Source organism: Moraxella sp. CTOTU47579 (genome assembly GCF_032004885.1).
Classification (GTDB): domain Bacteria; phylum Pseudomonadota; class Gammaproteobacteria; order Pseudomonadales; family Moraxellaceae; genus Faucicola; species Faucicola tetraodonis.
In genome coordinates, this window is the sequence record NZ_DALZOJ010000001.1 from 193,484 (window position 1) to 207,850 (window position 14,367).

Annotated in this window: 10 protein-coding genes; 5 read left to right on the forward strand and 5 right to left on the reverse strand. The window is 43.2% G+C overall.

The window, feature by feature from the left end; genetic code table 11:
* Positions 1-44 precede the first annotated feature (44 nt).
* Both RTP55_RS00870 and RTP55_RS00875 read right to left on the reverse strand, forming a co-directional pair.
* Positions 45-1,697 (reverse strand): peptidylprolyl isomerase, encoded by a 1,653-nt coding sequence (locus RTP55_RS00870; RefSeq protein ID WP_312383479.1) that lies wholly within the window; start codon positions 1,695-1,697, stop codon positions 45-47.
* Positions 1,698-1,942: 245 nt separating this feature from the next.
* A complete protein-coding gene (locus RTP55_RS00875) occupies positions 1,943-4,918 on the reverse strand; it encodes an LPS-assembly protein LptD (RefSeq protein WP_312383481.1) in 2,976 nt (991 codons plus the stop codon).
* A gap of 165 nt (positions 4,919-5,083) precedes the next feature.
* On the opposite strand from RTP55_RS00875, the gene RTP55_RS00880 reads away from it, so the two are divergent.
* The 3 genes from RTP55_RS00880 to tkt all read left to right on the forward strand — a co-directional run bounded on the left by RTP55_RS00880 (position 5,084) and on the right by tkt (position 9,119).
* Positions 5,084-6,226 (forward strand): aminoglycoside phosphotransferase family protein, encoded by a 1,143-nt coding sequence (locus tag RTP55_RS00880; RefSeq protein WP_312383482.1) that lies wholly within the window; start codon positions 5,084-5,086, stop codon positions 6,224-6,226.
* A gap of 6 nt (positions 6,227-6,232) precedes the next feature.
* Entirely contained in the window at positions 6,233-6,931 is a 699-nt protein-coding gene (gene murU, locus RTP55_RS00885) for an N-acetylmuramate alpha-1-phosphate uridylyltransferase MurU (protein ID WP_219331205.1), read from the forward strand.
* Between the two features lie 190 nt (positions 6,932-7,121).
* A complete protein-coding gene (gene tkt, locus RTP55_RS00890) occupies positions 7,122-9,119 on the forward strand; it encodes a transketolase (protein ID WP_312383487.1) in 1,998 nt (665 codons plus the stop codon).
* Positions 9,120-9,163: 44 nt separating this feature from the next.
* On the opposite strand, the gene RTP55_RS00895 is transcribed toward tkt, so the two are convergent.
* Genes RTP55_RS00895 through RTP55_RS00905 form a run of 3 tightly spaced genes read right to left on the reverse strand, consistent with a single transcriptional unit; the run spans position 9,164 to position 10,973 of the window.
* Positions 9,164-9,649, reverse strand: coding sequence for a hypothetical protein (locus RTP55_RS00895; protein WP_201664236.1), 486 nt, complete (start codon positions 9,647-9,649; stop codon positions 9,164-9,166).
* A gap of 1 nt (position 9,650) precedes the next feature.
* Positions 9,651-10,454 (reverse strand): UDP-2,3-diacylglucosamine diphosphatase, encoded by an 804-nt coding sequence (locus RTP55_RS00900; protein ID WP_312383492.1) that lies wholly within the window; start codon positions 10,452-10,454, stop codon positions 9,651-9,653.
* A 9-nt stretch (positions 10,455-10,463) separates the two neighbouring features.
* A complete protein-coding gene (locus RTP55_RS00905; protein WP_312383494.1) occupies positions 10,464-10,973 on the reverse strand; it encodes a peptidylprolyl isomerase in 510 nt (169 codons plus the stop codon).
* Between the two features lie 212 nt (positions 10,974-11,185).
* Between RTP55_RS00905 and RTP55_RS00910 the strand changes: the two genes are divergently transcribed.
* Both RTP55_RS00910 and RTP55_RS00915 read left to right on the forward strand, forming a co-directional pair.
* The gene (locus tag RTP55_RS00910; protein ID WP_312383496.1) at positions 11,186-12,937 is read left to right on the forward strand and encodes a glutamine--tRNA ligase/YqeY domain fusion protein; all 1,752 of its coding nucleotides are present in this window, start codon (positions 11,186-11,188) and stop codon (positions 12,935-12,937) included.
* A gap of 355 nt (positions 12,938-13,292) precedes the next feature.
* Positions 13,293-14,327, forward strand: a complete 1,035-nt coding sequence (locus RTP55_RS00915; protein ID WP_219331209.1) for a D-alanyl-D-alanine carboxypeptidase family protein — start codon at positions 13,293-13,295, stop codon at positions 14,325-14,327.
* Positions 14,328-14,367 lie beyond the last annotated feature (40 nt).

Genomic DNA, 14,367 nt, shown 5'->3' on the forward strand with positions numbered 1-14,367 from the left:
AAAGGCAGTATGTTAATCATACTGCCTTTTTTATGCAAGCTAAATTATTGCATGATTTTAACGTAAGCTTGGGCTCTTAATTCCTGCATCCAATCGTCTAGCGCTTGCGGTGCCATACGTTGGTATAGGATTTCACGTGCCATGTTTTTACGATAGACATCGCTCACATCTTTTTGGCGTTTTTCATCGACTTTAAGAATATGCCAGCCAAATTGCGTTTGGAATGGCACAGAATAGTCATTTACCGACGTTTGTTTCATCATTGATTCAAAGCTTGGTACCATATCACCTTCACTGACCCAGCCTAAATCGCCGCCGTTGCTGGCGCTTCCTGGGTCTTTTGAGTAGGTGCTTGCTAAGGTAGCGAAGTCCTCACCTTGACGCAGTTTTTCATAGATAGTATCGATCTGCTGCTTTGCCATGTCAGCGGGTAGGGCAGTTGATGGGCTGATTAAAATATGGCGGGTATGCCATTGATCGATGATTTTTTGTTGACCGCCGCGTTTATCGACGAGTTTAATCACGTTATAACCTTCTGCCGTGGCAATGGGATTGGTAACTTGCCCGACTTCAAGGGCGGTGATGTTTTTTGACAGTTCTGTCGGCAACTCTGCCGCGACGTGGTAGCCCATATCGCCCCCTTGAATTTGCGCGTTATAGTTGGCTTGCGCGTCAGTCATGATTTGCTCAATATTGGCATTCTCAGCTTGCAAATTTTTGGCAATTTGGGTGGCTACGGTCAGCGCTTGTTTTTTTTGTTTGTCGCTGGTTTTACCTGCGGCATCGGCTATAAAAGGCACGCGAATATGTAAGGTGCGATATTGTGATTTTTCTAAAGCGTTGCTCTCTGGTGATTTGAGGAAGTTATCGACATCTTGATCGGAGATTTTGATGCGGCTGCTAAGTTGTTGCTGCTGCAAAGTTTGTATCGCCAAGTCTTCACTGACTTTTTGACGCAATGCTTGGTAACTACCTACGCGCTGGGCGTCAAGTTTTTGCTGGAATTCGGCAAGGCTTGCGACCCCATTTTGTTGTGCCAAATTGGTTAACGCAGCATTCACTGCGCTCTCTTCAGCTTGCAGTCCTTGGCGTTTGATGATATCAAGCTGGATTTGCTTAGTAATTAGCTGATCCAATACTTGCGGATAAAGTTGCTGTGCGGGTGGTACAGCTTTATTTTGCGCTTGAAGCTGGGCAGAAGCTTGAGCAACCGCGCGCTCTAACTGGCTGCGCAAAATAGGGGTGTCGTTGACAATAGCAATCACGCCATCAATAACTTGATCTTGCGAGCTGCTAGCGACGACAGGCGCTGGCTTGGCTGATGAGTTGGCGACCTCTGATGTTACGGGCGCAGTTTGAGAGACAGCTTGTGCTGTTTGAGTGGTAGGTTTTGAGCCGCTGGCTTTGGTGTCAGCTTTGACTGATTTGGCAGCGTTGGTGGTTTTGTTTGCTGTCACAGCTTTGGTTGATTTACTTGTGGTTTGCGCTGCAGGTTTGGTACTAGATTTTTTACTAGATTCCACCGTCGTTTTGCTGCTGGTTGTGTTAGTTTTAGCTGTTGCAGCCGCTCCTGCAGTCACGGCTTGCGCGCTCAATGTTGGCATAACCAATAGAGTGCCATATATCAAAGCGCTAGTGAGAGCAGATAGGGCGTTACGGTGAAAATTGGGTAAATTATGCATGACAGCATGGTTCATGGCATGTATCCTTAAAAAAAATAAAAACCAAAAAATAAAAAAGTAAATTTGATCACTCAAAAATCGTGGCAAAACCATTTAGCTTAAATGACGGGTCTTTGACCAAGTTTCTTAGGTTTAGATATTGCTAAGTGATGTTATAAAGTTTGGGACATTTTATACAATAATATTTGCTGGCGTATGTCTGTATCATAATAAATCCTAAAAAACCTCAAGTTTTAGGCGGTTTTTTGTGTAAAAGGCGTTTAGTATCTAGGGTCATAACCCAATACCCGATTACGCATCAAGCTAGCCAGTCGACCATCACCTTTATTGGATAGCCCATTTAAGCTAATTTCTGCCATGATGGCGTGGTCAGCACTGTCTTTATCACTTAATTCATCATAATAACGGCGAGCATAAATCGATAAGCCATAACAACAGCTATCATAAGTAAAGCCCGCTAACACATCACTAAAACGATTCTTCTCATTGTCGTATTGCACAGCCCCTAAAAACTGCCAGTTATCACTAATAGGTAAAACAGCAGAGCCGGTGAAAGCAGAGAGGGCTTTTTGTCCAAATCTACTTTCATTGCGTTTGATATAACCTAAGTTATAAAGGCTATTGAAAGTTGGCGCATAACGAAATTGGGTATTGATATAGTTTAAATCAGCGTTGTCATCAACCGAGCCATCTAAATCTACCCAAAAATCTTGACGCGGTTGGGTACTTACCTGAAAGACGGTACCGGTATTGTCAATTTTTAACCCATCATCGGTATCATCAAGATGTACCCGAATATCACTCAAATAAATTTGTTTACCCACGCTGGCATCCAAGCGAGTCAAACCATTGCCATCAATATAGCGATAATTTAATGAAGGAGTTAGATGATTATTGTCGGGCAGACGATCATATCCCAAAAACCATGAATCTTCATACAATTGTGAAAAATTGAGCGATGCCAAACGGGTATTAAAGTTGGGTACGTCAGTCTGGTCTTTATAGGGCGAGTACACATATTTTAGGCGTGGGCTTAATAACTGATAGCCGCCCAAGGATTCATCAAATTTACCAAATGGGGTACCTGTTTTAAAGAAATTTAAGCCACTGTCAATACTAAACTGCGGTACAAAAATAGATTGGCTTTTGCTATTTTTATCCAGTCCATTGGCGTCGGCTGATTCTTGGTCAAATTGGGTATAAAGGTGCTGTAAACTCACTGACGGCGTCACGTATCCCCAAGTTCGCATCATTGGATAGGCGGCAGTGAGTTTGTTATACAGTCTGCCACCGCTTTGCTCAGGCGCAGAGCCATCATTAATTGGGCGTTTAAAATAGGCAAAATCGCTGATACCCGTCAAATCAAATTGGGTCAACCAAGGTACCCGATATTTGACCGATAACTGCGGCAGACGGTCATACGGTTTGTCTTTGTCCAAGATTTTTTCTGAATTGGTTAAATTACGATCCAGTGTTTGAAAGGTTTCAATCTTGGCAACGGCAGTCAAATAGTCATTGTAATAATTGGCTTGAATGCGGCGCGGTAAATTTAATTGAACGGTTTCGTCACCCAAGGTCTCAAAATCGTTTAAGAATTTAGGGTCTGAGACATACTGATATAGCGCGTCAATGGATAGGTTAGGGATATCTTTTGACTGCCAATGATGATTATAATAAAAGCGGGTACGGTCTTCATCATCATATTGTTTGTCGTTTGGCAGATAAGAGCCTGTCAAACTACCATAACCAAATTTTTCTGTCAGATAGCGAAATTCACCTGTCAACATCGGATTGCGGTCAGTAAAAATGGTTGGCGTGACAGTGGCATCGTAATTTGGCGCTAGATTAAAGTAGTAAGGTAACTGTACATTAAAACTCCCTTCCGTACTAAAGCCACCGCGTGGCAACAAAAAACCACTGGTGCGGCGATCGTCAATCGGAAAGTTAAAATACGGCAGGTACAATACTGGGGTATTTTTGACTTTTAACGTGGCATTATAGGCTTCACCGCGACCCGTGTCGGTATTGATATCGATGTTTTTGGCATTGATTTGCCAAGTCGGATTGTCAGGCGCGCAGGTGGTAAACATGACATCGTCAATTTCAACGCGGCTTTCATCGACCTTATTAAGCCGTTTGGCATACCCATACGCTTGTAGGGGGACGCTGGCAAACGCCACATCTTTGGCGGTTGCTTTGCTGCTATCCGTTTGGTACGCCAGTTCGTCGGCAACGGTAATCAGCCCCCCTTTTGGGCTATCTTTAAGGCTTACACGTGGGTTACCGTCTGTCGATTGGATGCTTTGCGCGGCATCGACCAACAAAACATTACCTTGAGCGGCCGCAATGCCATCTTGCACGTTAACGACCACTTTATCGGCAGAGATTTGCTGACGACCTTGGTTGATTTGCACATCGCCTGACAATTCAGCGTAATTTTCATTGTCATAATACCCATAGTCAGACGACGCATAAATTGGGAAGCTGCTATTGGGCTTATCGGTAGCGGCTGCCGCTAATGCCTGTTGTTGATAAATGGTCGAGGTGGGATATACCCAGTTGCCATGACACATGGCGTCTTTTTTTCGGCTACCTGTTTTTGATTGAGCACCTGACTGTTGACTATCAGGCGCGAGCGGGTTCAGTAAGTTTGGATTAGAAGTTGGATTAGCAACCGTGGCGTTAGTATCGTCCGTGGTTTGCGGGGTTTTGGGTTGATAAAAGGTTTTGAGCTTTTCTAGACTGGCTTGCTGCTGTTGATTTGGGGTAAAGTTGGGACGAGTACGCGCAGAGTTTGGTTTGATGTCAGGCGCGCTAATCGGTGTGATGCCTTGATTGGTGGTTACATCGACAGCAGTAGCGTTGTCTGCTGTGGTGGCAATGCTACTATCGGTATCGGGCTTTGCAGCTGAGGTATCGAGGTTTTGTTTTTTAATAATTTGTGATTCAGTGCCCTGTGTCTCGATACTCTGTGACTCAATGTTTTGAGCTGCTGTGCTTTGTGCTGTCGCTGCATCAGTCGATTCCGTAACGGCGGCTGTCGGCAACACCGCAAGCGCTGAGGTTGAATACAAAGTAGTAAACATCGCTCCAAGTGTCATCGCTAAAACGTTGGTATGTCGATAAATTTGGTGTAATGATTGATGCAGGCGTGTGGGCTGGGTTGGCAAAGACGAATGTGAAGTTAAACGATTAGAAGTTGACGAAATAGGCGACAATTTCACAGATTTTTTCATTAGACATTTACCAAAGACGCAATATAAAAACCTTCACATCATATCACTAGCGTCATCAATATACTATTGCAAAAGATGTTTAAAATTGCAAACATGATAGACGCCACTTGAGAGATACGCAGATTTTCGGTAGCATAACTTATTTTTATTGAGTAAGCCCACGTTATGAACCATCCTGCCGCACAACTTGCCAACCAAGACCCTTGCGATAGCCCAGTTTCGCCATCAAATACCGAGCCATGTGAACAACAATCACTTAAGCAACAGCCACTTAAACAACAGCCACGTGAACAACAGCTGCACACTTGGTTGACCGAAGTTTTTCAAAATCGGTCATTGCAGCATGAAAAAATACCTGGTGATGCCAGCTTTCGCAGCTATCATCGCTTAACCGTCGACAATCAACACTATATCGTGATGGATGCGCCGCCAGAAAAAGAATCGGTAAAAGAATTTATCGCCGTGGACAATTTAATGGCAGGTCATGTGCATGTGCCAAAAATGATTGCCACGGATGAACAGCAAGGTTTTATCGTCCTTGAGGATTTGGGAAACACGGATTTTGCCGATGTCATTGCCAAGGATTTAACGGATGCAGGCGAGCTGGCAAAAACTGCGCGCTATTATCAGCAGGCAATGCAGGAAATTTTGGCGATTCAAAAGATTGACATCAATGACGCCAAACCCGTTATCCCAAGTTACGACGATGCCTTGCTGCGCCGAGAAATGGGCTTGTTTAGCGAGTGGTTTTTACCCTATATCGGCGTGACGATGCCCCCAGACTTAGAGACGCTGTGGCAAGATTTGCAGTCTGATATTATCCAGCAAGTCATCGCGCAGCCTCAAGTGGTGGTGCACCGTGATTTTCACAGCCGTAATTTGATGGTATTAAATCACAGCGATGAGTTGGGCGTGATTGATTTTCAAGATGCTGTCATCGGTGCCTACACCTATGATTTGGCGTCTTTATTGCGAGATGCCTATATCAATTATGATGAAAACTGGGTGAACACGCATCTGGCTCATTATTATCAATTGGCGCAAATTGACAAAAGCTTGGCAGAGTTTACCGTGGATTTTAATATCATGAGTATGCAGCGTCATCTCAAGGTATTAGGTATTTTTGTACGTTTGTTTGAGCGAGATGGCAAAGACCGTTATTTGGTAAACCTTCCCAAAGTTTTCAATGATTTATTAACTTGTTTAAAAGCTATCAGCCAATGGGATGAGCGTCCTACTTTTGATAAGTTTGCTGATTGGATGACCGCCGTCGTTGAACCTGCTTTTCATCAAAAAATCCAAGGATAAAACCCCATGTCAACCACCATCACCCAAGCCATGATTTTATCTGCAGGTAAAGGCACTCGGCTGCGCCCTTTAACCTTGACCACGCCAAAGCCGCTTGTCGAAGTCGGCGGGCAACCGCTTATCGTGTGGCATATCAAAGCACTCAAACAAGCAGGTATCACCGATATCACCATCAATGTGTCATGGCTTGCTGACAAACTGCTCAATGCAATCGGGGATGGCAGTCAATACGGTGTCACCATTCATTGGTCGATTGAACCAGAAGAACCGCTTGAGACAGCAGGCGGTATTAAGATGGCTTTGGCTACTGGTAAATTAAAAGACCAGCCATTTATCTTGGTCAATGGGGATGTATGGACGCCTTTTGATTTTGCTCAACTAAGCCATCTTAAGCTAAACGATTCGCAGGCTTATTTGCTACTCACCGACCAAGCGACGCATAACCCAACTGGCGATTTTGCCTTAGAAAATGGCAAGGTCAATGTAGAGGGCACGCCAAAATATACCTTTGCAGGGATTAGTGTTATGTCACCAAGATTATTGGATACGGTCAAGGTAGGGGAGACTGCGCCGCTTGCGCCACTACTCAAACAAGCCATGCAGGCGGGTTTGGTAATGGGGGATTTGCTGAGCGATGCGTGGGTCGATGTAGGCACACTTGAGCGTTTAGAAAATTTGAACCAAAAATTGTCGGCTAACAAGTGATTTGACAGAAAATTTCATCTTTTGCCATTTTGGTTTTATCTGAAAGCCAAGCAAACTAAACGGTTAAAGCTAAAAAAATGACCCAAAACTGTGATAAAATTTGTCACAGTTTTATTTTTAGCATGTTACATACGACAAAATTTAATTCTGTAATTAATTCTGTAACTAATTCTGTAATATAGGAAAGCCAATGACAACCCCAATTTCTGAACGTCGTCTTGCCAACGCCATCCGTACCCTAGCTTTTGAAGCGGTGCAAAAAGCCAATTCTGGACATCCAGGCGCGCCGATGGGCATGGCAGATATCGCTGAAGTGTTATGGCGTAAGTTTTTAAAGCACAATCCAACCGACCCACATTGGCTAAATCGCGACCGTTTTGTGCTATCAAATGGTCATGGCTCAATGCTGCAGTACGCTTTGCTGCACTTGACAGGGTATGACGTTAGCATTGAGGATATCAAAAATTTCCGCCAATTGCACTCTAAAACCCCCGGTCACCCTGAATATGGCTACACCGCAGGTGTGGAAACTACCACAGGTCCGTTGGGTCAAGGGATTGCCAACGCCGTAGGTTTTGCGATTGCAGAAAAAACCCTAGCCGCGCAATTTAACCGAGACGGTCACCAAGTCATCGACCACCAAACCTATTGCTTTTTAGGTGATGGCTGTTTGATGGAAGGTATTTCGCACGAAGTTTGCTCATTAGCCGGTACGCTGCAACTGGGCAAGTTGGTTGTCTACTATGATGACAATGGTATTTCGATTGATGGTGACGTTGAAGGCTGGTTTTCAGATGACACCCAAAAACGTTTTGAAGCTTATGGCTGGCAAGTGCAAAAAGTTGACGGTCACGATACCGATGCCATCACCCAAGCGACCCAAAATGCTATAGCTGAAAAAAATAAACCCTCACTCATCATCTGTAAAACCGTGATTGGCGCAGGTTCACCCAACAAGCAAGGCTTGGAGGCCTCACATGGCGCACCCCTTGGTGCGGATGAAATTTTGCTCACCCGTCAAGCCCTCAAGTGGGATCACGAAGCGTTTGAACTTCCAGACGATATTTATGAAGGGTGGGATTGCACAGTTAAAGGTCAAGCGCTACAACAATCATGGGAAAGTGAATTCGATGCTTATAAAGACGCTTACCCAGAGCTTGCCAGTGAATTGCTTCGCCGTGTGAATGGTGACTTGCCAGCAAATTTTGAGACACAAGCCCAGGAATTTATCAAGGCGTGTCAAAATAACCCAGAAAACATTGCAACGCGTAAAGCCAGCCAAAATTCAATCAATGCCTTACAGCCATTATTGCCAGAGCTGCTGGGCGGTTCTGCTGATTTGGCAGGGTCAAATCTGACTTGGTTTAAAAATGCCAAGGCGCTCGAAGATGATGCGGCAGGTAACTATATTCACTACGGTGTGCGTGAATTTGGTATGACGGCGATTGCCAATGGTATAGCCTTATATGGCGGGTTTATTCCGTATGTGGCAACGTTCTTGATGTTTATGGAATATGCGCGCAATGCGGTGCGTATGTCAGCCTTGATGAAACAACGCGTCATTAACGTCTATACTCACGACTCAATCGGTCTGGGTGAAGATGGACCTACTCACCAACCTGTAGAGCAGTTGTCAAGTCTGCGTGCCACCCCAAACCTGCATACTTGGCGCCCGTGTGATACGGTCGAGTCAGCCGTGGCATGGGTAGAAGCCTTGAAGGCAAAATCAACCCCATCCGCGCTGATTTTTAGCCGTCAAAACCTACCGCACCAAGCGCGAGATATCGAGCAAGTAGCCAATATTGCCAAAGGTGGCTATGTACTAGCCAAAGAACAAGGCGAGCTACGTGCCGTCATCATCGCCACAGGTTCAGAGATTGAGCTTGCAATGAATGCTTATACTGAGTTGACTGCCGAAGGTTTGGGCGTGCGTGTTGTATCAATGCCGTGTGCTGAAGTGTTTGCCAAACAAGAAATCAACTACCGTGACAGCGTGTTACCACCCCAAGTGCGTGCGCGTGTGGCGGTTGAAGCCAGCCATATCGATTATTGGTACAAGTTTGTAGGGCTTGATGGTAAAGTCGTGGGTATGACCACCTTTGGTGAGTCTGCCCCTGCCAAAGACTTGTTCCCATACTTTAACATCACCACTGATGCGGTCATTCAAGCGGTAAAAGCGGTAGTTTAAGTTAAATTGTTCACTTACTAAAAGGTGGGCAATGCTCGCCTTTTTTATTTCTCAATTAAACGGGTTTTTTGGCATTCTTTATAGGATGAATACTTGGTGCCAATCCAATAGGCTAAAAACACTATTGAAAAAATTATACTCAAAAAATAATAGCTGATTTGGCTCGACACACCTTGCTGAAGTTGTGTTTTTGATAGTTTAATATTTGGGTTGCTAGGTAAATAATAGATGGTAATGCTATCACCTAAAGATTGCTTATCGCAAATATCTAAGCTAGGGTCTTCAGGTACAGTGTCTATAAAATATTGTTTTTGATTAACTACATAACGATATAAACGCGTGGCTGATAGTCCGCGTCCTTTATTGCAACGAGTCTTTATAGAATAGGCTGAGGTTCTAATGCCTTGCTGCTTGATAGTTTGATAAGTGTGAGCCGTTTTGTGATAATTAAAATTGCCAATAAAAGAAAAAATTACTGTAACTATGATTGAAACCACCGCAACAAATAATAGTAAATTCTTTGATAACATTTTAACGATTAACGGTATAGAAAAATTCGACCAAGTTTAGCTGCCCCGACATTGTAACGCCAATGACAGCATTAACACTGTTGTCATTCAATCGCCAATCACCGAGCACAAGTCTTTTTTTATGGCCAATTTGATGAACAGCAGGGCGGTGAGTATGCCCATGAATCAGTATATCGGCTTTTTGCAAGGCTTGTTTGACGGCTTGTTCATTGACATCCATGATTTGCAAGGATTTTTTGGCATTATCAGTTTTGCTTTTTTGGCGTAAATCTTGCGCGATTTGTTGGCGTTTTTTGATGGGTAGCGCGAGCAAAATTTTTTTAGTGATAGGATGTTGGATGATTTTGCGAAAGCGTTGGTAACCTTTATCATCGGTGCACAGCGCATCGCCATGTTCTAGGCGGATTTTTTTGCCATTTAACGTCAAATAAAACGGCTCAAAAATCAATTGCCCGCCAAACTTGTCGCAAAATTGCTGCCCAAGCAGAAAATCCCGATTACCATGCATGACAAAAATTTGGCAGTTTTTATCGGATAATGTTTTGAGCTTTGCTATAATCGGTTGCAGCGCATCTATTAGGGTATCTGTATCGGCAACATCATCCCCTAGCCAAGCTTCAAACCAATCACCGAGAATAAAAAACTGTTTTAGATTGGGCAATAAAGCCAATTTATCTAAAAAATCTAAAAAAGCCTGCCCTAAAGGATTAGTGGCAGGCTCATTCATGCTCAAATGTAAGTCACTGATAATAACCTGCGTAATGGCGGAGGGATTATCGGTGACCAAATCTGCAAAACTTTGCATACAAAAAAATTATTTCTCAATTACTTTTGCATGGGTAATCACCACAGGCGTGGTTGGCACATCAGCGTGGAAACCGTATTTACCAGTTGGTACACCTTTGATTTTATTGACAATGTCCATGCCTTCAGTCACTTTACCAAATACCGCATAACCCCAGCCTTGTGGGTTTTTGCCAGAGAAGTTTAGGAAGCTATTGTCTTTTACATTGATAAAAAATTGCGCAGTCGCTGAATGTGGGTCAGAAGTACGTGCCATTGCAATCGTGCCGACTTCATTTTTTAAGCCATTATCTGCTTCGTTTTGGATTGGGGCATTGGTAGATTTTTCTTTCATGTTGGCGTCCATACCACCACCTTGAATCATAAAACCGTCAATGACGCGGTGAAAAATCGTGCCATCATAATGACCTGATTTAACGTATTCTAAAAAGTTTGCCACGGTATGGGGGGCTTTTTCTTGATTGAGTTCGATAACGATGTTACCCATGGTGGTTTCTAATTCTACATATGGCATATCCATTGTGTGCTCCTAATGGTTTTTATGGTTAAAAAAACGTATCTTGCAATTGTTGTGGCTATCCTAGCGATTTTCAATCAAAAAGTCAGTATTTAGTTTGCAAAGTTGGCAAAATTAAATGTTTCAATTAAATTCATTTAAGTTTTTTCGATGTCAAAAAACTGCTAGAATGGCAGATTAGTTCACCATTTTTGTAATAGGTAAGGGGCAACCAAATGACGGCGACGACCGACAAAAATACAAAAACCAACGATACAGCAGCCAATAGTGAAAAAAATGACTTTATCCGTGCGATCGTACGCGATGACCTTGCTTCGCAAAAATACAGCCAGATTGTGACCCGTTTTCCACCTGAGCCCAATGGCTATTTACATTTGGGTCATGTCAAATCTATTTGTCTCAACTTTGGGCTTGCTAAAGAGTTTGCAGGGCTGTGTAACCTACGGTTTGACGACACCAATCCTGATGCGGAAGATCAGGAGTTTGTCGATAATATCAAAGATGATGTCAAATGGCTTGGTTTTGACTGGACAGGCGAGGCGCGCTATGCGTCCAGTTATTTTGGTCAGTTATATGATTGGGCGGTGAAATTAATCAAACAAGGCGATGCCTATGTTGATTTGCAAAGTCCTGAGGATATTCGTGAAAACCGCGGCAATTTTGGTCAAGCAGGTAAAAATTCACCTTACCGTGATGCCAGTGTTGAAGAGAATTTGCAACGGTTTGACGATATGAAATCAGGCAAATATGGCAATGGTGAAGCGGTGCTTCGTGCCAAAATCGACATGGCAAGCCCCAATATGAATATGCGCGATCCGATTTTGTACCGTGTCATGCACCAAGCGCATCACCAAACAGGCGATGATTGGTGTATTTATCCCATGTACGATTATGCTCACCCGTTGTCAGATGCAATCGAAGGTATTACGCATTCGATTTGTACCCTAGAATTTGAAGACCACCGTCCGTTTTATGATTGGGTGGTAGATAAAGTGGGCTTTGACAAAGAACCACACCAATATGAATTTGCACGCCTAAACGTAAACCACATTTTGACCAGTAAACGCAAACTCAAAAAACTGGTTGAAGATGACTTGGTGAGCGGTTGGGACGATCCGCGTATGCCGACGATTGCCGGTATGCGCCGCCGTGGTTATACCCCTGAAGGCTTACGGGATTTTTGTGACCGTGTAGGCGTCAGCAAGTCAGACGGTGTGGTCGATTTTGGCTTACTCGAGTTTAGTATCCGTAACTCATTAGAGCATGTGAATCGTTCCATGGCGGTGCTAAGCCCACTAAAAGTGACCATTACCAATTTTGATGAAGCGGTTGCCAATGTTGAAGCACTTAAAAAAGACAGTGTAAAAACTAAACTCGACAATGGGGTTTTATGGTTGACCCAGCCTAAAAATAGCCATGATGACAGCCAAGGTATGCGTGACATTCCTTTTACCAAAGAAATTTATATTGATAAAGGGGATTTTGAAATCACGCCGCCTGAAGGCTATAAACGTTTGTCACCGCAAAACCCAGAAATTCGCTTACGCAATAGCTATGTGTTAAAGATTGAGGATCACATCACCGATGACAAAGGTGAAGTAGTGGGGTTAACAGCGACTATTGACCCAAAAACGTTGGGCAACAATCCAGAAGGTCGTAAGGTTAAAGGTGTGATACATTGGGTGTCGGCAAGCTTGGGCAAACCTGCCAAAGTCCGTCTGTATGAGCAGCTGTTTAACCAAGAAGACCCCGCCAAAATTGACATCAATAATTTAGCCGCAGAGATTAATCCCAATTCACTACGTGAAGTAGATGCCATTGTCGAGCCTTCTTTATCACAAGTCAATGCAGGCGAGCGTTTTCAATTTGAACGCGAAGGGTTTTTTGTGGCAGATAGTAAAGATTATTCACCAGAGCATTTGGTGTTTAACCGTATTGTGACCTTAAAAGACAGTTTCAAACCATAAATCATCGTTAAATTATAAATTAGCTGGCATAGTAATATGTCAGCTTTTTTATTAAAAGATATCTTAACCTATTGTTACTTATGGTTTTATTATTGTATTAGCTAAACGCTTTTTTTACTTTTTTACATGCGTAACATTTGTACTGTGCTAAACTACTCATCGTAAATTTAAATCAGTCTTGCGTAATCAATCCGTTATTCTTGTTAGATTTTGTAACTTTTAACAGCTTGATTTTAATGGCTATTAGGCTTAAGGTATCGTTGTTCATCTGTTTTTCGTAAATATATTGGTAGTTTTGGTAACTGTATGCTTTATCCAACAGCAAGTTAACCATGATTTGATTGAGAGTGTTGAAATGAAAACATTGTTAAAGAAAACGTTGTTAGGTGCTGTCATTGCACTGGTTGGCGTACAAAGTAATGCTGAATTAAATATGCAGACAGGTAGCCAAGCTAAAGTTAGTTGGGGTGGGCAGGGTAGTTTAGACAAAGCCCGTGCCATCATGTATAACAGCACGCCACAGACGACAAGTTTTAATAGCGGTAATTATAATAGCTATAACAATGCATACAGTGAGGATGATAGCTATAATCCTGCATGGTCTCAAGATAGCACGCGGGCTTCGGGCAGCTATTTTGCCAATTCTAAAGGTGCTTTGGTAGTGGATGCGTTAACGGGCAATACCATTTATGAAAAAAATGCTGATATCGCCCGTCCGATTGCGTCAATTAGTAAATTGATGACGGCTGTGGTGGTGGCAGAATCAGGCGCTAACATGAGCGAAACATTGACGATTAGTTCATTAGATTTTAAAACCCCAAAGCAATCGGGTAGTGACCGTCTAAAAGTTGGCGATCAGCTTAATCGTGCTGAAATGCTACTGATGATGATGATGAAATCAGAAAATCCCGCGGCTAAAGCATTAGCACGTACTGACCCTATGGGCTATGACAATTTCATCAGCCGTATGAACCAAAAAGCGCGTGAATTGGGGATGACGCAAACCCATTTTTATGACCCATCAGGTCTAGACTCTCGTAATGTGGCATCACCGCGTGATTTGGCAATTCTTGCCCGTTATGCACAAAAGATGAACTTAGTCACCCAGTTTAGTACTACGCCTAGCCGTCAGTTCGGTGTATATAATATCAATTCGGGGTTTCGAACCGTAGCCGCTCGCAGTACCAATTACATGGTGCGTGATGGGTTATATAATATTGGTTTGTCAAAAACAGGGTATATTCGTGAAGCAGGCAACTGTGTTTTATTTGAAACCAATGTCGGTAATCGTCCAGCCATTGTCGTATTACTCGGTGCAAGTGATTCAAAAACCCGCTGGAACGATGCAGAAAACATAATTGCTAACTTAAGCATGCGCCGATTCACCTAAACAAGTCGCAATTAATTGACTGATTTTTTGAAAAAAAAGC